The following is a 26,897-nucleotide window of genomic DNA, read 5'->3' as shown; positions in this document are numbered from 1 at the left end:
TTGACCGATGGTGACGGCCCGTCACACCAGACAGGCTGGACGGGTCGGGTGCTCGCGGTCCCGGGCCAGCACGAGGGGTGGCCCGGGACCCGTGCGCCCCGGCCCCCTCCCGCCCCACCCCCTACCGGGCCTGCGCCACCTAGGCCAGGGGCGGGACGACCGCCTCCACCAGGTGGGGCCCGGGCTCCGCGATCGCGCGGCGCAGCTCGGCCAGCAGCTCCGGGCCGGTCGTCACCCGCACCGCGGGCACCCCAAGGCCGCGGGCCACGTCGACGAAGGACACGTCCGGCCGGCGCAGGTCGAGCATCTCCAGCGCCCGCGGGCCCGGCTCGCCCCCGCCCACCCGGCCCAGCTCGAGCCGGAGGATGGCGTAGGCGGAGTTGTTGAGGATCAGGGTGGTCACGTCGAGCTGCTCGCGGGCCTGCGTCCACAGCGACTGCACGGTGTACAGCGCGCTGCCGTCGGCCTGCACGTTCACCACGGGCCGGTCGGGCGCCGCCACCGCGGCCCCGGTCGCCACCGGCATGCCCTGCCCGATGGCCCCGCCGGTGAGGGTGAGCACGTCGTGGCGCGGCGCGCCGGCCAGCGCGTGGGGCAGCAGCGCGGACATGGTGATGGCCTCGTCGACCAGGATCGCGCCCTCGGGCAGCGCCCCCGCCAGCGCGCACACCGTGGACCACGCCGTCAGCTCGCCCTCGGCCACCTCGGGCAGGGCCGCCGCGGCGAGCACGGGCTCGGTGCCCGGGGCGACGAGGTCGGCCAGCGCGACGACGGCGGCCTCCGCGTCCTGGCTGACGTCGACCAGCCGGTGCACCGCGCAGCCCTCGGGCACGAGGTCCGACGGGCGGCCGGGGTAGGCGAAGAAGGTGACGGGCCAGCGTGCCCCGGCCAGCACCATCGTCGTGCTGCCCTCGAGCTGCGGCACGGCCTGCTCGGCCAGGTAGCCCAGCCGGGGAAGGCTCGCGACGCCGGCGCCCTGGGCGACCCGCGTCGGGAACGTCTCCGCCACCAGCCGGGTGCCGGTGGCGGCCGCCACCCGCGACGCCGCGGCCAGCCCCGCCTCGGTCAGGGCCCCGCCGCCGAGCAGCAGCGTGGTCGTCGGGCCCAGGCGCTCGGCGACGGCGGCCACCACGTCCGGGGTGACGACGTCGCGCGGGTACGGGGTGCGCGGCGGGGCGGGCTCGGCCCCGTCGAGCCAGGACACGTCGGCGGGCAGCACCAGGGTGGCGACCTGGCCCGCCCCGGTGCTCGCGGCCTGCACCGCCTCGACGGTGTCCCGGCCGACGTCGCGGGGGTGCCCGGTGGTGCGCACCCAGCCCGAGACGGTGCGGGCCACGGCCTCGATGTCGGACTGCAGCGGCGCGTCGAGCAGCGTGTGGTCCCGGGCGTGCGCGCCGACGACGAGCACCAGCGGGGAGTGCGCGCGCCGGGCGTTGTGCAGGTTGGCCAGCCCGTTGCCCTGCCCGGGACCGAGGTGCAGCAGCACCGCGGCGGGCCGCCCGGCGACCCGGGCGTACCCGTCGGCGGCGCCGGTGGCCACGCCCTCGAACACGGTGAGCACGCTGCGCAGCTCGGGGACGTCGTCGAGCGCGGCCACCACGTGCATCTCGGAGGTGCCGGGGTTCATGAAGCAGACGTCCACCCCCGCGTCGACGAGGCTGGTGACGAGGGCGCGGGCTCCGAGCACGGAGGACCTCCTGCGGGGTGGCGGGGCGGGGCAGCGCTCACCCTGCCCCGTCAGGCGTCGACGTGGGGCTTCTCCCCGGTGCGCGCCTCGATGCGCCGGTTGCGGACCACGGAGTTGAGGAACGCCGCGCCGATGAAGCCGACCCCGATGAGGCCGGTGACGACCTCGGGCACCTCGTACTCGATGGTGACGAGCAGCAGGACGGCCAGCGCCCCGATGGCCCAGTGGGCGCCCGCCTCGAGGTAGACGTAGTCGTCGAGGGTGCCCTGGCGGACCAGGTAGACCGTCAGCGAGCGGATCCAGAAGGCGCCCACGCCGAGGCCGACGGCGATGATGAAGATGTCCTGGCTGATGGCGAACGCGCCCACGACGCCGTCGAAGGAGAACGACGCGTCGAGCACCTCGAGGTAGAGGAACAGGAAGAACGCGGCCTTGCCGGCGGCGGCGCCGACGCTCCCGCCCGAGCCCCCCGCGGCGGCCGGGGCCGCGTCGTCGTCCGCGTCACCCTCGCCGGCCGAGCTCTCCTCGAACAGCGAGCCCAGGCCGTTGACCAGCAGGTAGGTCACCATGCCGAGGATCCCGGAGACCATGACGGTGGAGACCTTGCCGTCCGGGGCGAGGGTGAGGGCGGCGACCACGAGGGCGACCCCGGCGACGACGACGGAGAGCTGGTCGAGCGAGCCGATGCGCTGCAGCGGCTTCTCCAGCCAGCTCAGCCAGGTGATCTCCTTCTCCTCGAACAGCCAGTCGAGGAACAGCATCCCCAGGAACAGCCCGCCGAAGCCGGCGATGGCGGGGTGGGCGTCGGTGAGCAGGTTGGCGTAGGTGCCGGGCTCCTCGACGGGGCCACCGTCGATGGCCAGGCGCACCACCTCGACGGGGTTGATCTTGGCGGTGATGGACACCAGCACGAGCGGGAACAGCAGCCGCATCCCGAACACGGCGATGAGCACGCCGACGGTGAGGAAGATCCGCTGCCAGAACTCGTTCATCCGCTTGAGGATCGTGGCGTTGACGACGGCGTTGTCGAAGCTCAGCGAGATCTCGAGCACGATGAGGATCGCGACGATCGCGAGCGCGGCGGGCCCGCCGAGCAGCAGCGCGCCGAGCAGCGCCACCACCGTCACGACGAGCGAGACGCCGAAGATCTTGAAGTGCACCACGGGACGGTCCTCCGAGCGGTCAGCGGCCGGGGGTCGCGCGGCGCCTCGGGGCGCCACCGGCGGGGCCCATCCTCTCCCACGCCCGCCCCGACCCGGCAGGAAGCACGCTTTTCGCCCCCCGAGGCCGCCTGCGGGGGCGGGAAGCCCGCTAGGTGCCCCCGGTCAGCGGGGGTCGAGGTCGAGGAAGTCCGCGAGCCAGGTGCGCACCGCCGCCAGGGTGGCGTCGTCGACCACCCCCGCCCGTCCCACCACCCGCCGCCGTGACAGCGTCCGCACCTGCTCGGTCATCGCCCAGCTCGGCCGGTCGAGCCCGGTCGGGCCGTCGAGCCGCACGTGGTTCGGCCACCCGCGGTCGACGGTGGTGACGGGGACGCACACCACGAGGGTGGTGACGACGTCGAGGTAGCCCGCCGCCGACACCACGACCGCCGGTCGCCGGCCGGACTGCTCCCGGCCCTGGACCGGGTCGAGGTCCACCCACACCACCGAGCCGGGCACCACGGTGGGCTCCCCGGCCACGGCTCAGCGGCCGCCGTCAGCCAGCTCGGCGGACTCCCACGCCTGCGCCTCGTCCGCCCAGCTCTCCCGGGCCGTCGCCGGGGTGGCCGCGACCGCGGCGCGCAGGGCCTCGAGCCGGTCGGCGCGGTCCGCGGCGTCGGCCAGCCGGGCGAGGTGCTGGCCGAGCGTCAGGTGCGCCGCGGCGGCCTGGACCTTGAGCCGGTCCCGGGTCGCGACGTCGACCTTGATGGTCGTGCTGGTCATACCTCGAGTATACCGAGGTGGGGACCGGTCAGCGGGGGTCGAGGTGGGCGCGGAACCAGCGGACGACGTCCACGCCGGCGGCCACCCCCGCCGAGGTGGTGACCGCGACGTGCGGGGCGGCGAAGCCGGCGTCGTGGAGCTCGCCGTGGGCCGGGCGGACGGCCGCGTCGGCGGCGAGCAGCAGGTCGGCGTCGAGCAGGGAGTCCCCCGCCGCCAGCAGCCGGGTGGTGCCGGCGCGGCGGGCGACCTCGGCGGCGGCGGCGGACTTGGTCAGCCCGTCGGGCACGGCGTAGACCTTGCGGCCCTGCACGCTGACCCCCCAGCCCCGATCCCGGCACCACCCGGTGAGCTCCTCGACCCAGGCGGGCGGCACCTCGTCGCGGTCGACGACGGCGTAGGCGAACAGGTCCGACGCGGTGCGGACGGTGCGCAGGAACGGCTGGGGGCGGGCGAGGTGCTCGTGGACCTCGGCCACGGCCGCCGTCCCGACGAGGGTCGCGGCCACGGCTCTCGACCAGTCCTCGTCGACCCGGCCGTCGACGAGCAGCCGGCCCCCGTTGGCCGCGATCGCGTACCGGGCCGGCGGGCCGGGCAGGTGCACGCGGGCGAGCTGCTCCGGGGTGCGCGTGGTGGTGGGGACGAGCGTTGCCTCGCCGGCCAGCGCGACGATGCCCACCGCCGCGGCCTCGGTGACGAAGCTCAGCGGGGCGCCCCGGTACACCTCGACGCACAGCAGCCGGGGCGCGTCGGCGTCCGGCACGGTCAGCCCGAGCGCGGCCGCGGAGTAGATCAGCGTGCGGTCGAGGTCGGAGCAGACGAGCGTGCTCACGCCGGCCCGGCCAGCCGGGTGCCGTCGGGTCCGGTCGCGCCGCGGGTGAACCGGGGGTGGATGAGCCCGACGCAGGAGTAGGCCAGCCCGGGGACCTCCTCGACGGGGACGCCGCGCTGCTCGGCCAGCAGCAGCACGTGGTCCAGCTCGGCCCGGCGCGCCGGGTCCACCAGCACCCGCCAGGGCACCCGGCGCAGCAGCACCCGGGTCGTCTCCCCCACCCCGGGCTTGACCAGGTTCTCCGCGCCGATGCCGTAGGACTCGCTGATGGCGCTCACCGCGTCCCACCCGGACCACGTCGGTGCCCGGTCGCCGTCGCGCAGCGCGGGCAGCTCGGCGAGCACCTGCTCGTGCACGGCCGCGAACCGGGCGCTGACGGCGTCGAGGAAGACGGCGGACACGTCCGACGCGGCGAGCTCGGCGTAGAACTTCGCGCCGTGGAACTGCTCGGGCCCGGTGAGCGCGCGGTTGAGCACGGTCCGCGAGACCAGGCCGGAGACGGTGGAGTTCAGGCACGCCGAGGCGATGAGGTAGTCCTCGCGGGTGCCGAAGGTGCGCACGCAGTGCCCCGGGTCGGCCAGGACGGCGACCTCGTCGCTGAAGTGCTGCTCGTGCGCGGTGAGCGCGGCGGTGAGCTCGCGGGTGATGGCGCCCTTGCCGGTCCACCCGTCGACGAAGACGACGCGCGCCGGGTCGTGGTGGGCGGCGAGCCAGGCCAGCGCGACGGGGTCGATGCCGCGGCCGCGGACGATGGAGACGGCCAGGTGCGGCCAGTCGAGGCCGTGCACCTGCTGCGCCCAGCGGCGGACGAGGATGCCGACGGGGGTGCCGGCGCGGGCGAGGCTGGCGAGCACCACGTCCGGGCCGCGCTCGGCGAGCAGCAGCTCGGCGACGAGGCCGACGGCCCGCGCCAGCCGGCCGGCCGAGGCGTCGAGGGCCTCGTGGAAGAGCGCCAGGTAGGCCGGGTCGGGCTGGTACTCGACCGGGAGCGACTCCGCGTAGTGCGCGCCGCCGGACTGGACGGCCTCCTCCCGCTCCTCGGTGGGGGCCTCGAGGGCGACGTGGGAGAGGTCGGTGAGCAGCCAGCCCACCTCGTCGGGGGCGTAGGAGCCGAACGCGGGCCCGCGCAGGGGGTCCGGCAGCGGGGTCACCGGCCCCATCCTGCCGTGATGGGCGCGTCCACCCGCGATCCGCCCACATCGCGCGGTCCCGGGGCCGGCCAACCCGCGATTCGCCCACTTCGCGCGGTCCTGGGGCCCGCCAGCCCCGCGATTCGCCCACTTCGCGCGCCGGACCGGTGCGGGACCACCGCTGCGGAGCCAGTACAGAATGTACATTTCGTACTGACGTGCCGGACACAGCGGACCCCGCCAAGGGTCGGTCGGCCTCACACCGGGAGCAGCACCGGCAGGACGGCGAGCAGCACGGTCGACCCGGTCGCGGCCAGCTCGGCCAGCAGGCCGCCGTCGCCGTGCAGCGCCGGGGTGTCGGCCGGGGTGTCGACGACGACCAGCACCACGTCGAACGCCGCACCCCCGGGGCCCTGCCGCGTGTTGTAGGCGAAGCGCGGTCCGGGCCCGTCGGCCGGGTCGTCGTGGGCGGGGAACACGAGGCGGTCCCGGATGGCGTAGCCCGGGTCGTCGACGGCCAGCACCGGGGAGCGGGTGGTCGAGGAGAACCGCACCACCAGGTCGGGCCGGGCGTCGGCGACCGCCTCCGCCAGCCGCAGCGGGGCGTGCAACAGCTCCTCGGTCCCGAGCACCAGCAGCGACACGGCCGTCGCGGGCAGCGCGCGCACCACGGCGGCCGCGAGCCCGGGCACCGCCGCGTCCAGCTCTGCGTGCGTCGGCGCACCGACCCCGTGCCGGCCGCCCTCGGCCAGCCCCGCGGGCCACCCCACCTGCACCCGCACCACGTCCGCCGCGGGCGCGGGTGGCGGCGCCGGGCGCTCGAGCTCGGCCACCAGTGCCTGCCCCGCGACGAGCACCCCGTCGGGCACCGCCACCGTGCCCGTGGCGAGCGCGACCACGTCCACCCGCACCCCGAGCTCCGCGGCCAGCGCGTCGAGCACGGCGCCGTCGTCGGCCGAGCGCAGGTCGACCAGGGACGCGACCACGTAGTGCGCCCGCGCGTGCAGAGCGTGCAGCGCGCGCACCGTGTTCGCGACGGTGCGCCCGGTGGAGAGCTCGTCGTCGACCAGCACCAGCGGCCCGTCCCCGGTGAGCAGCCCGGGGTCGGCGGGCAGCAGCAGGTGGCCGACGGCGTGGGAGTGCTCCTCGTCGAACCCGCCCGCGGGCGTCACCCCGGCCACGGGGCGGCGGGTCGAGTGCAGGTACGGCGCGCGCAGCGTCTCGGCGACGAGGTGGCCCAGCGCGGTCGCCGTCTCGCAGTAGCCGAGCACCACGGCCCCGGGCACGGGCAGCACCGGGGCCACCGCGGCGTCGCGCACGGCGGCCGCGCCGGCACCCGCGTCGTCGCCGTCCAAGGCCGCCACCAGCGGGCCGAGGTCCACCGCGGGTCCCGGCCCGCGCAGCACCCCGGCCACCCGCACCCCCAGGAGCCGGCCCGCGGCCCGGACCAGCCTCGGGTCGGTGGGCACGTGCTTGGCCAGCACGCGGGAGACCAGCAGGTGCGCCCGCCGCGGGTTGCGCCGCACGGCCAGGCCCACCAGCGCGGCCACGTCGTCCCCGACGACCGAGACCCCCAGCCGCCGGGCCACCCACGCCCCGGTCCACCCCGGTGCGCTCACCGGCCGGCGGCCAGGAAGTCCACGAAGGACACCTCGGGGGCCGCGACGCCGAACGCCCGGGCCCGCAGCAGCGTGCGCCGCGCCCAGCCGCGGTGCGGGTTCACCTCGTTCATCTTGTTGCGGTACCCCGACGCCATCACCCCGCTCGGGGTGGTCCGGGCCAGCACGTCGCAGGCGTCGCTGTGCTCCTCGTGGGAGACGACCGAGAGCGCGTGGACGATCGCGACGTGGCTGGGGTGGATGACGGACTTGCCCGTCAGCCCGTTCGCCTTGTCCAGCTCGACCTCCCGGATGAGGCCGTCCTCGGAGTGGTCGAGCAGCTCCGCGCGCAGCTCGGCCGCCCCGTGCTCGGCGAACACCGACGTCCGCAGCCGGGGCCGGAAGATGCGCTCGCCGCCGCCGAAGTACTCCCACACCGGGCCGGTGACGACGAAGCCGGTGCCGTCGTCGCGGGCGAGCACGTTGACCACGTCGGCGATGACGGCCGCCACCACCCGCACGTCGTAGATCGTCATGCCGGTGGAACGGCGCAGCGCGTAGGTGCCGGAGAAGTCGGTGGCCCCCAGCCGCACGGCCAGCACGCGGTCGCGGTGCGCGGCGAGCAGCGCGGCCACGTCCTGGAGCGCGGCGGCCCGGGTCTCGAGGTGGATGACCTCGGGGGACTCGACGACGGGCATGGCCAGCAGCTCGTGGCCCGCGCCGTCCGAGGCCGCGGCCAGGGCAGCCAGGTAGTCCGGGCCCGTGGCGCCGGTGAACTTCGGCAGCACGAACCCGCTGAGCAGCTCGACGGCCGAGCCGAGCCGGGCGACGAGGTCGTCGACCTGGTCGGGCCGGCGCACCCGGACGAACAGCCGCGGGGTGGCCGAGCCGTCGGCCCGCAGCGCGCGCAGCTGGGCGACGAGGTTGGCCTCGGCGTGGGCCAGCTCGTCGTCCGGCACGGAGTCCTCCAGGCACAGCACCGAGGAGGCGACGCCCCGGGTGCGGGCGCGCACCAGGTCCTGCGCAAGCTGCGGCCGGGTGCCGGGGCTGTAGAGGCTAGCGCCGAGGGCGACCGCCTGCAGCTCGCGCGGGCTGGTGGCGTCGACGGGCTCCGGCGGGGCGTGGAAGAGCCGGTCCTGCTCGGCCGTCGCGAGGTGGTCGAAGTGCGTCACGCCCCGCTCCTCGCTCCTGCGCCCACGCCCGCGGTGGCCGACCGGCGCACAGTCTGCCCCGGCCGGCCCCGAGAGCCCCGACAACCACGCGAAACGGGCACGATGGGAGCCATGACGTCGATGGCCAAGGGTTCCAACGCACCGCTGACCGCTGCCGCCGTGCGGCTGGAGGTGGGCTGGACGCCGGGCCCGGGGGTGCCCGACGTCGACGCCTCGGCGCTGCTGCTCACCGACGCGGGCAAGGTCCGCTCGGACGCCGACTTCGTGTTCTACAACCAGCCCGCGCACGCCTCGGGGGCCGTCGCGCACGCCGGGAAGCAGTCCGGGGTCGACGCGCTGACCGTGGACACCGCGCGGCTCGAGGCCGGCGTCGAGCGGGTCGTCGTCGCCGCGTCGGCCGACGGCGGCACCTTCGGCCAGGTCCGGGGCCTGCACCTGCGGGTGCTCGACCCCGGCGGCGCCGAGCTGCTGCGCTACGACGTGGACGACGCGTCGAGCGAGACGGCGTTCGTCCTCGGCGAGGTCTACCGCCGGGCGGGGGCGTGGAAGCTGCGCGCCGTCGGGCAGGGCTACGACGTCGGGCTGGCCGGGCTGGCCACCGACTTCGGCATCTCGGTCGACGACGAGCCGTCCGCGGCCCCGACCCCGGCCGCCGCTACCCCCGCTGCCCCCGCTGCCCCCGCGGTGAGCCTGAAGAAGCAGAAGCTCATCGACATGGAGAAGAAGGTCGGGCAGCAGGCGCCGAAGCTGCTGAGCCTGACCAAGCAGGCCGCGGTGTCGCTGGAGAAGCGGGGCCTCGGCGAGCACACCGCGAAGGTCGCGCTGTGCCTGGACATCTCCGGGTCGATGCACCGGCTCTACCGCAACGGCTCCATCGCCGAGCTGGCCAACCGGGTGCTCGCCCTCGGCCTGCGGTTCGACGACGACGGCGAGGTCGACGTGTTCCTCTTCGGCCGCGACGGGCACACCGCGGGCAGCCTGAACGCCGGCAACTACGGCGACTACGTGGGCGCCACCGTCGGGCGCACCGGCCTCGAGCCCGCCACCTACTACGGCAAGGCCATGGCCCTGGTGCGGGAGCACTACTTCGGCACCTCGGCCCCCCGCAGCCAGCCGCTGTCCCAGGACCTGCCGGTGTACTGCATGTTCGTCACCGACGGGCAGACGTTCGACGAGGACGGCGCCCGCGCCCAGGTGGTGTCGTCGAGCTTCGAGCCGATGTTCTGGCAGTTCATGGCCATCGGGCAGAGCGCGGCGACGGTGGCACCCCCCGCCAAGCCGGCCGGGGGCGGCTTCCTGTCCCGCCTCGCCGGAGGCGCGGCACGGCCGGCGGGGGCGAAGAGCGAGTTCGCGTTCCTCGAGGAGCTCGACGACATGCCCGGCCGCTACCTCGACAACGCGGACTTCTTCGCCGTGGCCGACCCGGCCGCCATCCCCGACGACCAGCTCTTCGAGCTGCTGATGACGGAGTACCCCGGCTGGCTCACCCAGGCGCGCGCGAAGGGCCTGCTCCGCTAGCGCCCGGGGCCGCGATTCGCCCACGTCCCGCGCCCCGGCGGCGTCCACGTGCGCGATTCGCCCACATCCCGCGCCCTAGGGCGCCCGGGGCCGCGATTCGCCCACGTCCCGCGCCCCAGGGCCGCCCGGGGTCAGCCGCGGACGAGCTCGACCAGCGCGATGACGGCGAAGACCGCGAACACCACGCCCGCGACCCGCTGGATGAGGTGCACCGGGATCCGCCCCGCGATCTTCTTCCCCACCAGCACGGCGATCGTCGCCACCGCGGCCAGCGCCAGCCACGCCCCGAGGCCCACCGAGAGCGGGTCGCCGTAGCGGGCGGCCAGCGCGGCCACGGCCAGCTGCGAGGCGTCGCCCCACTCGGCGGCGAAGAGCACCCCGAAGCTCGTGGCGGCCACCCGCCAGAACGGCAGCTGCTCGCGCTCGGCGGCGGCCTCCGCGGCCTCCTCCTCGTCGTCGGTGCCGAAGCCCTCGCGCAGCAGCAGCACCGCACCGACGGCGAACAGCAGGGCGACGACCGCGGCCACGAGGCGTCCGGGCAGCAGGGTCAGCGCGCTGCCGAAGGCCACGGCGATGACGACCTGCACGGCGAAGGCGGCGACCACCCCCAGCAGCACCGGCCGGCCCCGGTAGCGGGTGGTGAGCACGAGCGTGGCCACGAGCGTCTTGTCGGGCAGCTCGACGGGGAAGATGATCACGAAGACCGTGAGCAGGACGGCGAGGGACATGGGTGCGGCGCTCCTGGGGTGCGTGGTGGCGCCCGCCCGAGGTCCGGTGCGACCCCGACCGGGCGTGGATCAGCCCGGCCGGAGGTCTCGTCCGCCCGCGTCGCGGGTGAGGCGCCGGGTCCACCACGTGCCCGCGGACCGGTGTGTCGACCACCTCGCCGGCCGGGAACGCTCCCGGCCGGGGACTACTCCCCTCTAGCTCGACGGGGACGCTACCGCAGTCCCGGCACCGGGGGGCACCCGCGCAGGGGTCACGAGGCGGTGACGGTGCGGCGCTGCGCCGGGCGGGGCCGCACGCGGGCGGGTACACACCCTGCAGCGGCCGACGCGGGTCGCGCGACGGGAAGGACCTGAGAAGTGATCATCGTCGGAGTGCTGCTGCTCATCGTCGGGTACTCGTTCCCCGCCTCGCCGCCGCCCGTGGTCATCGGCGGCTGGCTGCTGCTCGTCATCGGCCTCGTCCTGGCCTTCATGGGCCGCTCCGGCCGCGGCGTCGGCGGGCGCTCGCACTACTACTGATCGCGTCACACCCGGGCGCCTCGCGCTGCACGAGCCGCCCGGGTCGCGTGGACTCACACCGGACCGGGCGCCCGCCCGGCACGACGGAGGAGAGGGTGCCGGTGCGACTGCGACGGCGAACGGCCGCCACGACGCCCCCGGACCGCCCCGCGGTGGTCCTGGTGACGGGCGCGTCCAGCGGCATCGGGCGGGCCAGCGCGCTGCGCTTCGCCCGCGACGGTGCGGCCCTGGTGCTGTGCTCGCGCTCCACCGAGGTGCTCGAGGAGGTCGCGGCGCAGTGCCTGCGGGCCGGCGCGGCCGCCGCGCTCGTCGCGCCCACCGACGTCACCGACCGCGCGCAGGTGCACGCGGCGGTCGACCGGGCGGTCACCGAGCTCGGCGGGCTCGACGTCGTCGTCAGCTCCGCGGCGGTGATGAGCTACGGCTCGTTCGTCGACACCCCGCCCGAGGTCTACGAGCGGGTGGTGGCCGTCGACCTCCTCGGCTCGGCCAACGTGGCCCGCGCCGCGCTGCAGGTGTTCCGCCGCCAGGAGCGCGGCACCCTCGTCGTCGTCGGGTCGGCCCTGGCCCGCGTGACCACCCCGTGGATCGCCTCCTACGTCAGCGCCAAGTGGGGGCTGCGCGGCCTCACGCGGGTGCTGCAGCAGGAGGTGCGCGACCTGCCCGCGGTGCACGTGGCCTCGGTGGCCCCGGGCGCCGTCGACACCCCCATCTACCGGCAGGCGGCCACCGTGCTCGGCCGTCACGGCACCCCGCCGCCGCCCACCGCGAGCCCGGACCGCATCGCCCGCGCCGTGCACGCCTCGGTGGCCGACCCGCGCCGCGAGCGGGACTCCGACGTGGCCGGCGGGCTGGGCAACAAGGTGATGGCGCTGGGGTTCACCCTGACGCCCGCTCTGTTCGACGCCCTGGTCGGGCCGCTGTACGGCCGTCTCGCCTTCGCCCGCGGGCACGTCGCCGACACCGAGGGCAACGTGTTCACCCCCCGCCCGGAGCTGGAGCGATGAGCCGCGTCGTCGTCGTCACCGGGGCCAGCGGGGGCGTGGGCCGCGCCGTGGCCACCGCCTGCGGCGCGCGCGGGGACAGCGTCGCCCTGCTCGCCCGCGGGGCGGCCGGCCTGGCCGGGGCGGCCCGGGACGTGGAGCGCGGCGGCGGCCGGGCCCTCGTGGTGCCCGTCGACGTGGCCGACGCCGCCGCCGTCGACGCCGCCGCGGACCGCGTCGAGGCCGAGCTGGGGCCCGTCGACGTGTGGGTCAACACGGCGTTCACCTCGGTGTTCGCCCCGTTCCAGGAGATCACCGCCGCGGAGTACCGCCGCGTCACCGAGGTGAGCTACCTGGGCTACGTGCACGGCACGATGGCCGCGCTGCGGCACATGACCCCGCGCGACCGGGGCGTGGTGGTGCAGGTCGGCTCCGCGCTGGCCTACCGCGGCATCCCGCTGCAGTCCGCCTACAGCGGGGCCAAGCACGCGATCCAGGGCTTCCACGAGGCGCTGCGCGCGGAGCTGCTGCACGACCGCAGCGGCGTGCACGTGACCATGCTGCAGCTGCCCGCCGTGGACACCCCCCAGTTCTCCTGGGTGCTCTCCCGGCTGCCGAACTACCCGCAGCCCGTGCCCCCGATCTACGACCCGGCGCTGATCGCGCGGGCCGTGCTGCACGCGATCGAGCACCCCCGCCGCCGGGAGTACTGGGTGGGCAGCTCGACGGTGAAGACCCTGCTGGGCAACCTCGTCGCCCCCGGTCTGCTCGACCGCTACCTGGCGCGCACCGGGTACGACGCGCAGCAGACCGACGCCCCCGCGCAGGCCGGTGCGCCCGCCAACCTGTGGGGCCCGGCGGACGAGGAGCGCGACTTCGGGCCCAGCGGTGCGTTCGGCGACCAGCAGCGCCACCGCGACCCCCAGCTGTGGGCGTCGCAGCACCACGGCGCGGTCGCCCTGCTCGCCGCCGGGGCCCTGACCTCGGTCGGGGGGTGGCTCGCCCGCCGGCGCTGAGCACGGGCGGTGTTCACCCGATCGCGCACCGGGACGTCCGCAACCTATCGCTCGCGCACAACCGACCTGCCGTACGATCCCGTTCGTGACCCAGTTCGAGCCGTCGACGTCGCCGGCCCCCACGGAGGCGCCGCGCGACGGGGTGCGCGCCCTCATCCGCAAGGCCGTGGCGGGGCACCCCGAGGAGATGGCCGACGTCATGGCCAGCCTGGCCTGGTCGGTGCACGACGAGGACGAGCTGCTGGAGTACCTGCACCGCTGCGCCGAGCTCTCGGTCCGCGTCATCGACGGCGCCCACAGCGCCGGGGTCACCGCCCACGTCGGCGACGAGCCGTTCACCGCCGCGCACACCGACGACCTCACCCTGGAGATCGACGCCCGCCAGTACCGCACCGGCGAGGGCCCGTGCCTGCAGGCCATCGCCACCGGCCACGTGGTGCGCGCCGACGTGGCCGCGACCGGCGAGCAGTGGCCCCGCTTCACCGAGGAGGCCGTCGCGATCGGGGTGCGCTCGTTCCTCGCCGCCCCGCTGAGCACCGCGCCGAGCAGCGTGGGCGCGCTGAACCTCTACAGCACCAGCGAGGAGGGCTTCTCCGACGACGACGTCGCGCTGCTGCTGATCATCGCCGACCACGCCACCCGCGCCCTCGACGACTACGCCCGGCTGCACGCCGCGGAGAACCTGGCCGCCCAGCTGCAGCAGGCGCTGGCCCACCGCGCCCCGATCGAGCAGGCCAAGGGCATCCTCATGGCCGCCCGCGGGGTCGACGAGGACGCCGCCTTCGACCTGCTGCGCACCGAGTCGCAGAACACCAACACCAAGCTGCACGCTGTGGCCGTCGCGTTCGTCGCGCGCCACACCGCCGGCTGAGCCCCTACAGCTCGTCGGGGTCGATCAGGCCGTCCTGGATGGCCCGGGCCAGCAGGGCCGACTTGGTCGACGCCGGGCGACCCACCGCGGCGTACTTGGCCCGCGCGCGGCCCAGGTGGGTGTTGATGGTGCCCGGGGCGATGTGCAGCGCCTGGCCGACGAGGATCTTCGACTCGGTGCGGAACCACGCCAGCAGCACCTCCACCTCGCGGGGGGACAAGCCCGGGTCGTTGCGCTCCGGCGGGGCCGCCATCGCCCCGGCCATCGTCGGCGCGATGTAGGGCCGGTCGGCGGCGACCTCGGTGACGGCGGCGACGAGGTGCTCGCGTCCCTCGTTCTTGACCAGGTAGGTGGCCGCGCCCCGCTCCAGGCAGTCCAGGATCACCGCCCGCGACGTCAGGCTGGAGTGCACGACGACCCGCAGCCCGGCCGCGACGAGCGCGCTGAGCAGCTCGACGTCCGGGGTGGCCTCGTCGAGCAGCAGGTCCAGCACCACCACGTCGACGTCCCCGCTCGCGGTGAGCGCCAGGGCCTGCGCGTGGTCGCGGGCACGGGCCACGACGTCGACCCCGGCCTCGCCGAGCCACGCCTCCAGCCCGGCGTGGACCACGTCGTGGTCGTCGACCACGGCCACCCGGGGGGCCGCGACCACCCGGCCGCTCACGCGCGGCTCCCGGCCGTGGTGCGGGCCCCGGCCGGCGCGGCGGGCCCGACCGGGTCGGCCGCCGGGGGCAGCGCCCAGCTCGACTGCGCCCAGGTGCGGCCGTCGACGGCGGCGCGCAGCGTCGTCACGCCCCGGTGGTCCCCGGCCGGGGGCGTCGGCGGCGGGGGGCCGTCCGTCGTCACGCTGACCACGACCTCGCCCGCCACCAGCTGCACCACCACCCGGGCCCGGGTGCGGGCCAGCGCGAGGGTCGCCATCGGCTCGTCCAGCAGGGCCCGGCGCACGTCGGTGTCCAGCGGCGGCGTCGCCTCCACCTCGAGGGAGGTGCTGACCCCGCCGCGCTCCACCTGCTCGACCACCGAGCGGACCTCCGCGGACAGCGACGCGTCAAGCGCGTCGGCCTCGGCGAAGAGGCGCCGCAGCCGGGCGCCCTCGATGCGGGCGCGGTGCCGGGTGGTCTCGTCGGTGGGGCTCGCGGTGCCGTCGGCCAGCTCGCGCAGCAGCGGCACGGTCGTCGCGCGCAGCGCACGGCTGCGGGTGCGGAAGTCCTCGAGCAGCCCGTCGGCCACGCTGCGGGCGGCCTCGACCGCGAGGCGCGCGTCGCGCAGCCGCTCCGCGCGGGCGGCCTGCGCCTCCAGCGCGCCGAGGAACAGCCCGCCCCCCATCTGCAGCACCACCAGGCCCAGCCCGAACACCCCGACCAGCCGCAGCGCGCCGAGGTCGCCGTCGAGGAGCAGGACCCCGGCCCGCAGGAGGAACGGCGCGCACAGCAGCGCCAGGACCGGCCCGCGCCGCCGCACGCCGAGGGTGAAGAACCAGAGCCAGCCGACGCTCTGCGACGTCCAGTCCGCCACCCCGCCGATCCCCGACGGGCCGAGCCGGACCGCCACCACCGCGTCGAGGACGGCGGCGACGGCCGCGAGGGCGGTGGCCGCCGGCGCGACCGGGCGGCGGCGCAGCGCGGCCCACGCCACGAGGACGACGACGCCGGCCGCGACCGCGAGGTAGGCGGTCTCGAGCGCGTCGTAGCCCGGGTCGGCCGCGTGGGCGGTGAGCACCCGGAACGCCGCCGAGACGACGACGACACCCAGCAGGACGAGACGGAACCCGCGGACGAGCTCGCCCACCACCGAGTGCGACGACGTCGGCGGGGGCGCCGCCCGACCACCGGCCACCGGGGGCGCCCAGCGCAGCCGGACGGTGGTGCCCCCACCCGGGGTGGTGCGCAGCGCGACGGTCCCGCCCACCCGGCTCACCCGGCCGCGCACGGACTCCCGCAGCCCGCGGCCCTCGACGGCACCGGCGTCGAACCCCGTGCCCCGGTCGCGGACCTCCACCCACACCCCGTCGGTGCCGGCGTCCCGGCCGACCCGGACCCGGGCGTGCGCGGTCCCGGCGTGGCGCTCGACGTTGGTCAGCAGCTCGCGGGTCGCGTCGCGCAGGGCCGCGACCACGCCCGCCGGGGCCGCCACGTCGTCCGGGCCGTCGAGCTCCGCGCGCAGCGGGCCCTCGCCGAGCAGCGGCCGCAGCGCCGCGGTGAGCGCGAGGGTCGTGCCGTCGGGCTGCGTCGGGGCGCGGGTCGGGTCGTCCCGGCCCGGCGCGGCGGCCTCGAGCGCCCGCAGGTCGCGGCCCGCCTGCGCCCGCACCCGGGCCGACGCGGTGCCCGGCACCCCGGTGCCGACGACGAGCAGGGTCGCGGCCGCGGTGTCGTGCAGCACGGCCCAGTGCTCGCGCTCGGCCACCCGGCGCTGCGCGGCCAGCACCGCGGCGGTGCGCGTCTCGACCAGGCCGACGGCCTCGCGGTCGGCGCGGGCGGCGCCCCGGCGCAGCACCACCATCATCAGCCAGACCACGAACGACTGGATGGGCAGGTACCAGACCACGAGCAGGTCCTGCGGCGCGGCGCCGGCGAGGGCGCCCCCGAGGGCGAGGGCCGCGACCGCCGCCACCACCCAGGCCAGGACGCGCCAGCCGCGCAGCTGCCAGACGAAGGTGACGCCCGCGGCGGCCACGACCGCAGCGGGCATCGAGGCCAGGCTGCGGGCCTCCACGGCGGATTCGACGAGCACCGGCGTCGCCAGCGCCACGCCGAGGGTGACGACGAGGTCGACGGGCAGCAGGCGGCGGTCGTTGGGCTCGGTGCGGCCGAGCAGGCGGAACAGCGACCAGCCCAGCAGCACCGCCAGCACGGGCACGCCGGCGACGGGCCCCGGGGTCAGCAGCCCGACGAGGCCGGACCCGGCCCCGGCGGTGGTGCGCAGCAGCAGCGCCCACCGGTCGGTGACGGCCCACACGCCGTCCCGGGTCAGCGTCGGCTCGTCGGCGGTCGGGGCCGTCAGCGTGACCACACCGTCCTCCCCCCTCAGGGGTCTCCTGAGCAGGTCGGACACTAGTGAGTGCGCGGGGCCGACGTGCACGGTGGACCCCACGGGCCCCGGGCGCGTCGGGCCGGACGGGCCTACCGTCGCGGACGTGGAATCCGTCTGGGACTACCCCCGCCCCCCGCGCGCCGAGGCCGTCGACCGCCGCGTCGTCGTCCGCCACGGCGGCGTCACCGTCGTCGACACCACCGACGTGGTCCGGGTGCTGGAGACCTCGCACCCGCCGACGTACTACCTGCCGCGCGCCGCGTTCGCCGACGGGGTGCTCGAGCCCGTGTCGCGCCGGACGATGTGCGAGTGGAAGGGCACCGCCCGCTACGTCGACCTGGTGGTGCCCGGCGCCGCCCCCGTCCGCGAGGCCGGCTGGTGGTACCCGACGCCGGACCGCCGGTACCCGGTGCTGACCGACCGGGTGGCGCTCTACCCGGCGCCGCTCGACGAGGTCACGGTCGACGGCGAGGTCGTCGTGCCGCAGCCCGGCGGCTTCTACGGCGGCTGGATCACCGCGGACCTCGTCGGCCCGTTCAAGGGCTCCCCGGGCACCCTCGGCTGGTAGCCCGTGTGTGATTCCTGCAGCCAGGACGCGAGGTTCCGTTCACACCGCGGCTACTGCTGCCGGCTCAGCCGCGCCCCGATGGAGCGGTGCAGCTGCTGCAGCTGGGCCTGACCCAGGGCGACCGTCTCCGACTCGATGTGCGCCACGACCTGCGGGTCGGCCATCACGGCCTCGCTGGACTGGATGAGCACCGTTCCCTCGCCGGTGAAGTCGAACTGGCGCTCCTCCCCGGACTGCGCGCCCAGCAGCATGCCGCGGGCCATCCCCAGGTAGCCCTGCATCCAGCCCGCGTCGTAGTGGTGGCTGGGCGCCGGGCAGTCCGCCCACCCCACCAGCGCCTGGGGGTCGACGCGGACGGGCGGGGCCACGAACTGCACCGCCCCCGACGACGAGGCGAGGAACTTCCCCGTGCCGAGCAGGGTGAGGAAGCCGGGGACGATCGACTGCTTGAGCTGCAGGCTGGCCTCGAAGCCGAGCAGGTTCGCGGCCCGCACGGTCAGGTTCCCGTCGTCGAGGTCGAACGAGTTGATCGAGTACCCGCGGTCCCCGATGACGCACTTGCCCCGTCCCTGCGCGAGCACCCAGGCCTGGGCGTAGAGCGGGGAGGAGAACGTCGAGGCCACCATCGCGGCCATCGAGGTCCGGCCCAGCGGCTCGAACTGCACCTGGCCGTAGTAGGCGATCATCGCGCCCTTGCTGAGGAACCAGGGTGCGGCGCCGCCGACCTCGACGCAGAAGGCGTGGTCGTTGCCCGGGAGGTTGTCGTTCACCGGCAGGGTGTGCGGGTTCAGCGGTGCGGTCATCGTCGGGCTCCCTAGAACTTCTGCTCGCTGGCCTGCACGAAGATCACGCCCTGCCCGCTGACGGTCAGCTGGACCGCCTCCCCGGAGCCGCGCCCGACCGCGTCGCGCCAGCTGACGTTGGCGGAGACGTCCAGCCGGAGGTTGCCGGTGTGCCCGACGTAGGCCTGCGGGTCGACGACGACCTGGCGGCCCGGGTCCACGGGCAGGTCGAACGCGCCGCCGTGCGAGAGGATCGCGACGCTGCCCGCCCCGTGCAGCTGGGTCGTGAACAGGCCCTGCCCCGTCACCGCCCCGCGGACCGCGCCGCGCAGGCCGCCCTGCTGGACGAGGGGGACGACCGAGGTCTGCAGCGACGAGTCGTGGGCCAGCAGCCGGCTCGACTCCACGGTGAGCGAGTCGGTGCCGTCGAGCTGGACGACGGTGACCTCGAGGCCGAGGTGGCCGTAGTGCACCTCACCCTGGCCGTGCGCGGCCATCATCGGGGCGTGCTCCCCGGCCATCATCCGCCCGGCCACACCCATCAGGCCGCCCATGCTCGGCATGCCCTGGGCGCCGCCCGGCGTGTGGGGGCTGAAGGCGACGTCACCTGTGTAGAACAACATCGCCCCGGTGCGGGCGAGGATGGCCTGCCCGGGCGGGATGGTGCCCTTGGCGCACCTGCTGTTGACCTTCTCGAGCGGCACGGCCGTCCCCCTATCGCTCGGCTGGCTGGATGTAGACCACGCCCTGGCCCTCGAAGCGCAGCGAGAACGCCTCCCCGCTGTCCTCGCCGAGCACGACCTTCCACGACACGTCGGTGACGAACGTCTGGCTCAGCCGACCCCGGCTCGCGACGTAGGCGTCCGGGTCGACCACCAACGGGTACTGCGGGTCCACCTCGAGGGCGATGGGCGGCCCGCCCGCGGAGAGCAGCGCGACCAGGCCGTGCCCGGTGACCGTGGTGGTGAACAGGCCCTGCCCCGAGCTGACACCCCACAGCCCGGTGAACGTGACGTCGGTGCGCAGGTCCCCGACCAGGGCCAGCAGCTGCTGGGACTCGACCTGCAGCTGGTCGCCGGTGAGCTCGACGATGGTGACGTCCTGGGCATCGACCGCGAAGTACACGACGCCGTGGCCGGTGCAGTCCATGAGCTGCAGCGACTCCCCGGTCACCTTCCGCTTGACCGCGGCCTTGAGCCCGCTGCCCCCGCCCATCCCCGAGTGCTTGAAGGCGACCTGGCCCTCGTAGGCGACCATCGAGCCGCTGACCGCGCGCACGGTGTCGCCGGCGAGCCGGGCGACGAGGACGCGGCGGCCGTCGAGACTGAGCTGGGGCACCCGTGCAGCATGGCAAGCCGTGTGTGATTACTGCACCCGTGACGCGAGGTTTCACTCACAGGGGTTGACCCTCACGCGACGGGAGGCAGCACCGTGGGCGCCGTGGACGAGGGGATGACCGTCGGGGCCTGCGCCGACCTGCTCGGGGTGAGCGTGCGGACGCTGCACCACTGGGACGAGGTCGGCCTGGCCCGTCCGTCGTCGCGGACCGCGGCCGGCTACCGGTGCTACCACGACGCGGACGTGGCGCGGCTGCACCGGGTGCTGGTGTACCGCGAGCTCGGCCTCCCCCTCGAGGAGATCGCGACCCTCCTCGACGACCCGACCGTGGACGCGGTGGCGCACCTGCGGCGCCAGCGCGAGCTCCTCCTCGGCCGGGCCGACCGTCTGCACCGGATGGTCGCCGCGGTGGATCGGATGATGGAGGCGGAGATGAGCGGTGAGCAGCTGAGCGCGGCCGAGCGGGCCGAGGTGTTCGGGGACGACTGGCTGGGTGAGGAGTACGCGGCCGAGGCGGAGCAGCGCTGGGGCGAGACCGACGCCTGGCGGCAGAGCCAGGAGCGGACGGCGTCGTTCGGCGTCGACGACTGGCGGGCCGTGAAGGCCGAGACGGACGCGCTGGAGGCCGACTTCGCCGCGGCCCTGGCCGACGGGGTGGCGCCCGGCTCTGCGAGCGCCGACGCACTGGCCGCGCGGCACCGCGCGTCGATCGAGCGGTTCTACGACTGCAGCCCGCAGATGCACGCCGCCGTGGCGGAGACCTACGTCAGCGACGAGCGGTTCCGGGCCCACTACGAGGCAGTGGCGCCCGGGCTGGCGCAGTACGTCCGCGACGTCGTCGTCGCCGCCACCGGGTGATCCCACCCCGTGGGTGCGGCGTAGCCGGGCTCACGCGTGGCGGGCGGGCGCGACGGGGTGCGGGGCCGGATGATGGTCGGCGTGAGCGAGACCAGCACCGAGACCGTCCACGGCGCGCCCGTCGTCGCCCCGCCGCTGACGGGCCCGGCGCTGTCGTCGCAGCGCTGGACCGACCTGACCTTCCTGCACTGGCCGGTCGAGCCCGAGCTGGTGGCGCCGTTCTTCCCCGAGGGGGCACGGCCCGACGTCGTCGACGGCGTCACCTACGTGGCCCTGGTGCCCTTCGTCATGCGCGGCGCGGGCCCGACGGGACACCTCTCGGTGCCGTACTTCGGCGACTTCTGCGAGACCAACGTGCGGCTGTACTCCGTCGACGACGAGGGGCGCCACGGGGTGGTGTTCCGCTCGCTGGAGGGGGCGCGGCTGGCGACGACCCTGCTCGCCCGGCTGGGCCTCGGCCTGCCCTACACCTGGGCGCGGATGCGCCACCGCGCCGGGCACACCGTCGACGCCCGCCAGGAGCACACCTACGCCACCCGGCGCCGCTGGCCCGACCGGGGTCCCGGGGGCACGGTGTCGCTGCAGGTCGGTGACGTGGTGGAGCCGACCGAGCTGGAGACGTGGCTGACGGCGCGGTGGGGCCTGCACACCAGCCTGCTCGGCCGCACCGTGTGGATCCCGAACTCGCACCCGGCGTGGGAGCTGCACTCGGCCACGCTGACCCGGCTCGACGACTCGCTGGTGGCGGCGGCGGGAATCGACGTCGGCGGCGCGGACATGCTGCGGCCGCTGTTCAGCCCCGGGGTGCGCACCACGTTCGGGCTGCCGACGCGCATCGCGACCCCGGCCGGCTGAGCGGGGGCCGTCTCCCGCGGTGCCACGCTGCTGCGGTGAGCGCCCCCACCCGGTCCGAGCGGCCGACGACCAACCCCGCCGGCGCGGTCTACGGCACGGTGATCGTTGGCTCGTTGATCGTCGCCGAGGGGAGCCAGGACGACGTCGACCTCGGTCGGCTGGTCCTGCTCGTCCTGGCCACCCAGGTCGTCTACTGGCTGGCCCACGTCTACTCGGAGGTCGTGGCGCTGCGCATCGAGGCCCGCCGCGCGCCGACGTGGGCCGAGGTCGGGGGCGTGCTGCGCTCGGAGTGGGCGCTGGTCGCGGCGTCGTTCGGCCCGCTGCTCGTCATCGGCGTCGGGGCCGCGCTGGGCCTGGACGCCGAGCACTGCGTGCTGGCCGCGCTGTGGGCGATCCCGGTGGTCCTCGCGGGCTGGGCGCTCGTGGCCGCGCGGCGCTCGGCCATGCGGACCGGGGAGCTGCTGCTCTACGTCGTGCTCAGTGCCGGGTTCGGGGTGGCGCTCGTCGTGCTCAAGGCGCTGTTCCACTGACGCGCGCCCCGGTGTGAACGGGACCTCGCGTCCTGGGTGCAGACATCACACACGGATCAGCGCAGCGGGCGGAAGAACGTGCGGACGTCCTCGACGAGCAGGTCGGGCTGCTCCATGGCCGCGAAGTGCCCGCCGCGGGGCATCTCGGTCCAGTGCACGACGTGGTCCACCTCGGACGCGCGCTCCCGCAGCGGCCGCATGATGTCCGCGGGGAACACGGCCACGCCCGTGGGCACCTCGGACCGCTCCACCGCCCACGAAGAACGCCACGACTCGGCGTAGAGCCGCGCCGAGGACCCCGCCGTCCCGGTGAGCCAGTACAGCATCACGTTGGTCAGCAGCCGGTCGCGATCGATGCCGCCCCACCGGCCCTGCGAGGAGTCGGTCCACTCGTCGAACTTCTCGACGACCCACGCCAGCTGCCCGACGGGCGAGTCGACGAGAGCGTGCGCGAGCGTCTGCGGTCGGGTCGACTGCAGGCGCGCGTAGCCGGAGCCGTCGCGCTCGTAGGCCCGCGCCTTGGCGGCGCTGTCGCGCTCCGCGTCGGTCTGCGGGTCCTCCGGCGGCGGGGTCCTCAGCATGTTCAGGTGGATCCCGACGACGTGCCCGGGGTCCACGCGCGCGAGCTGCCGGGTGATGGCCGAGCCCCAGTCCCCGCCCTGGGCGCCGTAGCGGTCGTGGCCCAGCCGGGCCATGAGGGTCGCGAACGCGGAGGCGATGCGGCGCACGTCCCACCCGGGGCCGTCCGTCGGGCCCGACAGGCCGTAGCCGGGCAGCGACGGGGCGACGACGTGGAACGCGTCGGCCGGGTCGCCGCCGTGCGCACGGGGGTCGGTGGGCGGAGGACGTCGCCGAACTCGACGACCGAGCCGGGCCAGCCGTGGCTGAGCACCAGCGGCAACGCGTCGGGCTCGGGGGACCGGACGTGCAGCGCGTGCACCCGCTGGCCGTCGATGGTGGTGGTGAGCTGGTCGAAGCCGTTGAGCCACGCCTCCTGCACGCGCCAGTCGTAGCCGTGGGCCCAGTACCCGGCCAGCTCGCGCAGCGCGTCGGGCCGCACCCCGAGGTCCTGCTCCCCGGGCAGCAGCCCGGCCCAGCGGGTGCGCGCGAGCCGCTCGGCCAGGTCGTCGAGGTCGGCCTGCGGGACGTCCAGCGTGAAGGGGGTGACGGCGTCGGCGCTCACCGTCGTGAGGCTAGGCCGCGACCGGGGACGGGTGGCGACGACCGGGCCGTGACGACCGATAGGATCGGTTGTGCGCCACCGAGACGGTGTCGTCGGGTGGCGCGCCCCGCTCGGCACGACGTGGGGCGCGAGCCAGCCTGGAGGTGTGTGGTGACGTCGGACCGCTCCCGGGTGCTCGACGCCCTGCCCGACGCGATCGTGGTCCTCGACCGCGACCTGCTCGTCGTCGACGCCAACGCCACGTACACCGGGCTGCTCGGCCTCGAGCTCCCCGACCTCGTCGGCCGTCCGGTGGCCAGCCTGCTCGAGCCGCGCGACGAGGACCCCGACGCGGGGGACCGCATGCTCGCCGGCTACGCCGAGGTGCTGCGGACCGGGAGCACCACCGTCCTCGGCGTCGCCCGCTACGACTTCCCCGACCCGGACGACCCGTCCCGGCTCGCGGTGCGCTACTGGTCGGTTGAGGTCAGCCCGCTGACCGGGCCCGACGGCGCGCTCGAGGCGCTGGTCCACCGCGCCCGGGACGTCACCTCCGTGCACCTGCAGCTGGTGCGGGCCATCGAGCTGCACCACGAGCTCGGCGGCGACGAGCCGCCCGCCGAGCTGGTCGAGCTGGTGCGCGGGCCCGTCCACACCTCGCAGCTGGCGGCGGCCCTGCAGCAGGAGGTGGCGCAGCTGCGGCAGGCCATGGCGTCCCGGGCCGGCATCGAGCAGGCCAAGGGCATCCTCATGGGCCAGCGCGGCCTGGACCCGGACGGGGCGTTCGCCCTGCTGGTGCAGCTGTCCCAGGACACCAACCGCAAGCTGCGCGACGTCGCGGCCGCCGTCGTCGGGTCCGTCACCGGCGAGGCGTCCCCCGCCTGCAGCCCGGCCCCCGCCGCGACCCAGGACGCGTGAGCCGGGACCGGCGCGGCGACCCGCCGGGCGACCTGCGGGGCGAGCTCGCCGGGCACCTCGCGGGCTTCCGGTGGCGCGCCGCCGACCTCGACGGCCGCCGCCCGGCCTCGGTCGCGCTGTGCGTGGTGCTCGCCGCGGCCGGCCCGAGCCTGCTCATCACCCGCCGCGCGCCGCGGCTGCGCGCGCACGCCGGGCAGTGGGCGCTGCCGGGCGGGCGGCGCGAGCCCGGGGAGGACGTCACCGGTGCGGCGCTGCGCGAGCTCGCGGAGGAGACCGGGGTGGTCCTGGGCCGCGAGGCCGTGCTGGGCCGGCTCGACGACTACCCCACCCGCTCCGGCTACGTCATGAGCCCGGTGGTGGTGTGGGCGGGCGAGCACGACGGCAGCTTCACGGCCCAGGAGTCCGAGGTCGCCCGGGTGCACGTCGTCCCGCTGGCCGACCTCGACGTGGCCCCCGAGCTGCTCACCATCCCGGAGTCCGACCGGCCGGTGATCCGGCTGCCGCTGCTGGGTGGCTGGGTCCACGCCCCGACCGCCGCGGTGGTGCACCAGTTCACCGAGGTCGGCCTGCACGGCCGGGCCACCCGCGTGGCGCACTACGAGCAGCCGGTGTTCGCCTGGCGCTGACGCGGGCGCGTCAGCCACGGGTCGGCGCCGGCCGGGGTGGGCAGGTACTGCTCGACCACGGGGGTCAGCTCGAGCACCTGGACCTGCTGCGCGAGCAGGGTCCGGCGCACCGCGTCGGTCACCACGGCGGGCCCGGCGCCCACGGCGTCACCCAGCACGCCCAGCGGCAGGACCTGGCGCAGCGCGACGCCGGGCCGCTGCTCCAGCGCCTGCCAGCTGCTGCGGATACCCGACGCGGCCCGGTGGCGGCCCTGCGCGTTGAGGCCCCGCACGAGCGGCCCGGAGTACACCGGCGGCACCGCCCACGGCACGACGGTGCGCACGACCAGGGCGGGGCCGTAGTCGGGGTCGAGCTCCTGCCAGGCGGACTGGGCCAGGGCGTCGCGGTCCGCCCAGCGGGCGTCCGCCCCGGCGCGCAGCAGCCACGGCACCAGCACGGTGTCCCGGCCCGGCCCCGCCCACCGGGGTGAGGCACCGGACGTCGCGGCGAGGGCGTCGCCCACCCACGCCGGGTCGACGACGTCCAGGCGCGCCCAGGACCGGTCGGTGACGGTGCGCGCCAGCCCCAGCGCCGCCCCCACCAGGTCGCGTGGACCGCAGGGGTGGTGCGAGGTGGCGGGCTCGCCGTCGAGCACCTCCGCCAGCTCGGCCCAGGCCACGGCGTCGGTCACCTGGCAGGCCAGCAGCCACCGCACCCACCCCAGGACCGGGTCGTCGGGCACCAGCCGCGCGGTGAGGGCCAGCCGCACGATGCCGTCGTGGCCCACCGTGAGGATCGACAGCGGGCAGTCGTGGTTGAACCACCGCAGCACCTCCGCCACCCGCTGGGTGCGGCCGGGGACGGCGCGGGCCACCTCGGTCTCCGCGCGGACGAGCACCCGGCCGGACGACGACACCGTCACCCGCACCACCTGCGCCAGGTCGTCGGCCCACCACCGCACGGCGTCGGGCGTCCGCACCGCCCACGCGTCGTCGACGATGCCGTCGGTCAGGGCTGCGAGCAGCCGGTCCCCCGTGTCCACGCCCGCAGGTCTACGCCGGCCCCCCGACAGCCCGGGGGGTGTGAACGGGACCTCGCGTCCTGGGTGCAGGAATCACACACGAGCGCGGGCGCAGCCACGTCACGCGCGGGCGCTACCACGTCACGCGCGGGCGCGGTGGGCCCAGTCGGCGTCGGTGCGGGCCAGGCGCAGCGGGTCGGGCAGGGCCAGCACGCCGGGCAGCCGGTCGCGGCGCAGCTGCGAGCCCACCCGGGCCCGGCGCAGCGCGTCGTCGATCGTGGTGCGCTCCCCGGGCACCAGCTCGGCCACCCGGTCGTCGTCGCAGACCATGGTGTTCGACAGCGACGCCACCAGGTCGGCCACCATCTCCCCGGCCACCGGGGTCAGCCGCGACGCCACCCAGGACGCGAGCGGCAGCGGCACGGGCACCGGGACGGGGACCCGCAGCCGCCGCTGGCCCGCCACCCGCAGGTACCGCGAGACCAGGTCGACGTAGGGCAGGGCCTCCGCGCCGCCGAGGTCGTACCCGCCGGGGGGCAGCACATCGGCGCCCGCCACGAGGTAGCGCAGCGCGTCGTCCACCGCGATCGGCTGCACCCGCGAGCGCAGCCACCCGGGCACGGGGATGACCGGCAGCCAGTCCCCCATGTACCGGACCACCTCGTAGGACGCGGAGCCCGCCCCCAGGACCACCCCGGCTCGGGCCCACACCAGCTCCGGCCCGTGCTCGGCCAGCACCTCGCCGACCTCCCAGCGGCTGGCCAGGTGCTCGCTGAGCTCCTCGTCGGCCGGGGTCAGCCCGCCCAGGTAGACCACGCGGGACACCCCCGCGCGGCGGGCGGCGGTGGCGAACGCGCGGGCACCGTCGCGGTCCTTGGCGCGGAAGTCGCCCTGACCGATGGCGTGGACCAGGTAGTAGGCGACGTCCACCCCGGCCAGCGCCGGGGCCAGGGAGTCCTCGTCGGCCACGTCGAGGCGGACGCGGTCCACCCGGTCGGCGTAGTCGAAGCGGCGCAGCCCGCCGGGGTCGCGGCCGGCGGCGACGACGTCGTGCCCGGCCCGCAGCAGCGCTGCGACCAGGCGGGACCCGACGTAGCCGGAGGCACCGGTGACGAGGCAGCGGGCCATCAGGGGGCGGTCGCGATCTGGGGGCGGGTCACAGGGCACGGTATCCAGGACCCGGGCGCACCGCCCGGGGGAACCGCGCGCGCCCGGCGCACGTCACAACCCCGGACGCCGACCGTCACGAG

Annotated in this window: 27 protein-coding genes and 1 pseudogene; 11 read left to right on the top strand and 17 right to left on the bottom strand. The window is 76.0% G+C overall.

Annotated features, from left to right (window positions below; genetic code table 11):
* Positions 1–139 precede the first annotated feature (139 nt).
* From ACYVOF_RS03195 to ACYVOF_RS03160, 8 genes are all read right to left on the bottom strand, one after another.
* A complete protein-coding gene (locus tag ACYVOF_RS03195; RefSeq protein ID WP_460864050.1) occupies positions 140–1,687 on the bottom strand; it encodes an acetolactate synthase large subunit in 1,548 nt (515 codons plus the stop codon).
* Positions 1,688–1,737: 50 nt separating this feature from the next.
* On the bottom strand, positions 1,738–2,847 hold the full coding sequence (locus tag ACYVOF_RS03190) for a DUF475 domain-containing protein (RefSeq protein ID WP_460864106.1): 1,110 nt from the start codon (positions 2,845–2,847) through the stop codon (positions 1,738–1,740).
* A gap of 165 nt (positions 2,848–3,012) precedes the next feature.
* The gene (locus tag ACYVOF_RS03185; RefSeq protein ID WP_460864049.1) at positions 3,013–3,369 is read right to left on the bottom strand and encodes a type II toxin-antitoxin system PemK/MazF family toxin; all 357 of its coding nucleotides are present in this window, start codon (positions 3,367–3,369) and stop codon (positions 3,013–3,015) included.
* Positions 3,370–3,372: 3 nt separating this feature from the next.
* Positions 3,373–3,612 (bottom strand): hypothetical protein, encoded by a 240-nt coding sequence (locus ACYVOF_RS03180; RefSeq protein ID WP_460864048.1) that lies wholly within the window; start codon positions 3,610–3,612, stop codon positions 3,373–3,375.
* Between the two features lie 28 nt (positions 3,613–3,640).
* A complete protein-coding gene (locus tag ACYVOF_RS03175; protein WP_460864047.1) occupies positions 3,641–4,441 on the bottom strand; it encodes an HAD family hydrolase in 801 nt (266 codons plus the stop codon).
* The gene (locus tag ACYVOF_RS03170) at positions 4,438–5,583 is read right to left on the bottom strand and encodes a cysteine protease StiP family protein (protein WP_460864105.1); all 1,146 of its coding nucleotides are present in this window, start codon (positions 5,581–5,583) and stop codon (positions 4,438–4,440) included. The genes ACYVOF_RS03175 and ACYVOF_RS03170 overlap by 4 nt, the downstream gene beginning before the upstream one ends.
* 245 nt (positions 5,584–5,828) lie before the next feature.
* Positions 5,829–7,190 (bottom strand): phosphoribosyltransferase family protein, encoded by a 1,362-nt coding sequence (locus tag ACYVOF_RS03165; RefSeq protein ID WP_460864046.1) that lies wholly within the window; start codon positions 7,188–7,190, stop codon positions 5,829–5,831.
* Complete coding sequence (locus tag ACYVOF_RS03160; RefSeq protein ID WP_460864045.1) at positions 7,187–8,341, bottom strand: HpcH/HpaI aldolase/citrate lyase family protein; 1,155 nt, start codon at positions 8,339–8,341, stop codon at positions 7,187–7,189. Before ACYVOF_RS03160 ends, ACYVOF_RS03165 begins: the two co-directional genes overlap by 4 nt.
* Before the next feature lie 111 nt (positions 8,342–8,452).
* Between ACYVOF_RS03160 and ACYVOF_RS03155 the strand changes: the two genes are divergently transcribed.
* Positions 8,453–9,859: a VWA domain-containing protein gene (locus tag ACYVOF_RS03155; RefSeq protein ID WP_460864044.1), complete on the top strand. Its 1,407-nt coding sequence runs from the start codon at positions 8,453–8,455 to the stop codon at positions 9,857–9,859.
* A 131-nt stretch (positions 9,860–9,990) separates the two neighbouring features.
* Here ACYVOF_RS03155 and ACYVOF_RS03150 read toward each other — a convergent pair whose 3' ends face one another.
* Positions 9,991–10,587: a TMEM165/GDT1 family protein gene (locus tag ACYVOF_RS03150; protein ID WP_460864043.1), complete on the bottom strand. Its 597-nt coding sequence runs from the start codon at positions 10,585–10,587 to the stop codon at positions 9,991–9,993.
* Between the two features lie 357 nt (positions 10,588–10,944).
* Between ACYVOF_RS03150 and ACYVOF_RS03145 the strand changes: the two genes are divergently transcribed.
* From ACYVOF_RS03145 to ACYVOF_RS03130, 4 genes are all read left to right on the top strand, one after another.
* Positions 10,945–11,106, top strand: a complete 162-nt coding sequence (locus tag ACYVOF_RS03145) for a DUF6131 family protein (RefSeq protein WP_460864042.1) — start codon at positions 10,945–10,947, stop codon at positions 11,104–11,106.
* A 101-nt stretch (positions 11,107–11,207) separates the two neighbouring features.
* Positions 11,208–12,113: an SDR family NAD(P)-dependent oxidoreductase gene (locus ACYVOF_RS03140; protein ID WP_460864041.1), complete on the top strand. Its 906-nt coding sequence runs from the start codon at positions 11,208–11,210 to the stop codon at positions 12,111–12,113.
* Entirely contained in the window at positions 12,110–13,105 is a 996-nt protein-coding gene (locus ACYVOF_RS03135) for an SDR family oxidoreductase (RefSeq protein WP_460864040.1), read from the top strand. The genes ACYVOF_RS03140 and ACYVOF_RS03135 overlap by 4 nt, the downstream gene beginning before the upstream one ends.
* Positions 13,106–13,190: 85 nt before the next feature.
* The gene (locus ACYVOF_RS03130) at positions 13,191–13,976 is read left to right on the top strand and encodes an ANTAR domain-containing protein (protein WP_460864039.1); all 786 of its coding nucleotides are present in this window, start codon (positions 13,191–13,193) and stop codon (positions 13,974–13,976) included.
* 4 nt (positions 13,977–13,980) lie between these two features.
* Here ACYVOF_RS03130 and ACYVOF_RS03125 read toward each other — a convergent pair whose 3' ends face one another.
* Both ACYVOF_RS03125 and ACYVOF_RS03120 read right to left on the bottom strand, forming a co-directional pair.
* Positions 13,981–14,640, bottom strand: coding sequence for a response regulator (locus ACYVOF_RS03125; protein ID WP_460864038.1), 660 nt, complete (start codon positions 14,638–14,640; stop codon positions 13,981–13,983).
* Entirely contained in the window at positions 14,637–16,988 is a 2,352-nt protein-coding gene (locus ACYVOF_RS03120; RefSeq protein WP_460864037.1) for a sensor histidine kinase, read from the bottom strand. Before ACYVOF_RS03120 ends, ACYVOF_RS03125 begins: the two co-directional genes overlap by 4 nt.
* A gap of 124 nt (positions 16,989–17,112) precedes the next feature.
* On the opposite strand from ACYVOF_RS03120, the gene ACYVOF_RS03115 reads away from it, so the two are divergent.
* On the top strand, positions 17,113–17,577 hold the full coding sequence (locus ACYVOF_RS03115) for a DUF427 domain-containing protein (RefSeq protein WP_460864036.1): 465 nt from the start codon (positions 17,113–17,115) through the stop codon (positions 17,575–17,577).
* A 50-nt stretch (positions 17,578–17,627) separates the two neighbouring features.
* On the opposite strand, the gene ACYVOF_RS03110 is transcribed toward ACYVOF_RS03115, so the two are convergent.
* The 3 genes from ACYVOF_RS03110 to ACYVOF_RS03100 are packed head-to-tail and all read right to left on the bottom strand — an operon-like array spanning position 17,628 to position 19,697.
* Positions 17,628–18,380: an AIM24 family protein gene (locus ACYVOF_RS03110; RefSeq protein ID WP_460864035.1), complete on the bottom strand. Its 753-nt coding sequence runs from the start codon at positions 18,378–18,380 to the stop codon at positions 17,628–17,630.
* 11 nt (positions 18,381–18,391) lie between these two features.
* Complete coding sequence (locus tag ACYVOF_RS03105; RefSeq protein ID WP_460864034.1) at positions 18,392–19,063, bottom strand: AIM24 family protein; 672 nt, start codon at positions 19,061–19,063, stop codon at positions 18,392–18,394.
* A gap of 10 nt (positions 19,064–19,073) precedes the next feature.
* Complete coding sequence (locus tag ACYVOF_RS03100) at positions 19,074–19,697, bottom strand: AIM24 family protein (protein ID WP_460864033.1); 624 nt, start codon at positions 19,695–19,697, stop codon at positions 19,074–19,076.
* Positions 19,698–19,799: 102 nt separating this feature from the next.
* Between ACYVOF_RS03100 and ACYVOF_RS03095 the strand changes: the two genes are divergently transcribed.
* The 3 genes from ACYVOF_RS03095 (at position 19,800) to ACYVOF_RS03085 (ending at position 21,940) form a co-directional block, all read left to right on the top strand.
* Complete coding sequence (locus ACYVOF_RS03095) at positions 19,800–20,555, top strand: MerR family transcriptional regulator (protein ID WP_460864032.1); 756 nt, start codon at positions 19,800–19,802, stop codon at positions 20,553–20,555.
* Positions 20,556–20,627: 72 nt separating this feature from the next.
* On the top strand, positions 20,628–21,410 hold the full coding sequence (locus tag ACYVOF_RS03090; protein WP_460864104.1) for a YqjF family protein: 783 nt from the start codon (positions 20,628–20,630) through the stop codon (positions 21,408–21,410).
* 35 nt (positions 21,411–21,445) lie between these two features.
* On the top strand, positions 21,446–21,940 hold the full coding sequence (locus ACYVOF_RS03085) for a hypothetical protein (protein ID WP_460864031.1): 495 nt from the start codon (positions 21,446–21,448) through the stop codon (positions 21,938–21,940).
* Between the two features lie 56 nt (positions 21,941–21,996).
* Here the strand turns inward: ACYVOF_RS03085 and ACYVOF_RS03080 are convergent.
* Positions 21,997–23,123: pseudogene (locus ACYVOF_RS03080) on the bottom strand (epoxide hydrolase family protein).
* Between the two features lie 147 nt (positions 23,124–23,270).
* Here ACYVOF_RS03080 and ACYVOF_RS03075 point away from each other — a divergent pair.
* Positions 23,271–24,020, top strand: a complete 750-nt coding sequence (locus ACYVOF_RS03075) for an ANTAR domain-containing protein (protein ID WP_460864030.1) — start codon at positions 23,271–23,273, stop codon at positions 24,018–24,020.
* Positions 24,017–24,646, top strand: a complete 630-nt coding sequence (locus ACYVOF_RS03070) for an NUDIX hydrolase (protein WP_460864029.1) — start codon at positions 24,017–24,019, stop codon at positions 24,644–24,646. The genes ACYVOF_RS03075 and ACYVOF_RS03070 overlap by 4 nt, the downstream gene beginning before the upstream one ends.
* Here the strand turns inward: ACYVOF_RS03070 and ACYVOF_RS03065 are convergent.
* Both ACYVOF_RS03065 and ACYVOF_RS03060 read right to left on the bottom strand, forming a co-directional pair.
* A complete protein-coding gene (locus ACYVOF_RS03065; RefSeq protein ID WP_460864028.1) occupies positions 24,616–25,668 on the bottom strand; it encodes a hypothetical protein in 1,053 nt (350 codons plus the stop codon). The genes ACYVOF_RS03070 and ACYVOF_RS03065 overlap by 31 nt on opposite strands.
* A gap of 120 nt (positions 25,669–25,788) precedes the next feature.
* On the bottom strand, positions 25,789–26,775 hold the full coding sequence (locus ACYVOF_RS03060) for an NAD(P)H-binding protein (RefSeq protein WP_460864027.1): 987 nt from the start codon (positions 26,773–26,775) through the stop codon (positions 25,789–25,791).
* Positions 26,776–26,897: the final 122 nt, after the last annotated feature.

This window comes from Rhodococcus aerolatus (assembly GCF_054783215.1).
Note: the sequence above shows the minus strand (reverse complement) of the source record. Positions and strands in the feature narration are given on the sequence as shown.

What these genes read in the sequence shown, in the direction of transcription:
- ACYVOF_RS03180 (WP_460864048.1), bottom strand. Translation starts at nt 3,612, where the DNA reads ATGACCAGCACGACCATCAAGGTCGACGTCGCGACCCGGGACCGGCTC.
- ACYVOF_RS03155 (WP_460864044.1), top strand. Translation starts at nt 8,453, where the DNA reads ATGACGTCGATGGCCAAGGGTTCCAACGCACCGCTGACCGCTGCCGCC.
- ACYVOF_RS03150 (WP_460864043.1), bottom strand. Translation starts at nt 10,587, where the DNA reads ATGTCCCTCGCCGTCCTGCTCACGGTCTTCGTGATCATCTTCCCCGTC.
- ACYVOF_RS03135 (WP_460864040.1), top strand. Translation starts at nt 12,110, where the DNA reads ATGAGCCGCGTCGTCGTCGTCACCGGGGCCAGCGGGGGCGTGGGCCGC.
- ACYVOF_RS03110 (WP_460864035.1), bottom strand. Translation starts at nt 18,380, where the DNA reads ATGACCGCACCGCTGAACCCGCACACCCTGCCGGTGAACGACAACCTC.
- ACYVOF_RS03090 (WP_460864104.1), top strand. Translation starts at nt 20,628, where the DNA reads ATGGTCGGCGTGAGCGAGACCAGCACCGAGACCGTCCACGGCGCGCCC.
- ACYVOF_RS03060 (WP_460864027.1), bottom strand. Translation starts at nt 26,775, where the DNA reads ATGGCCCGCTGCCTCGTCACCGGTGCCTCCGGCTACGTCGGGTCCCGC.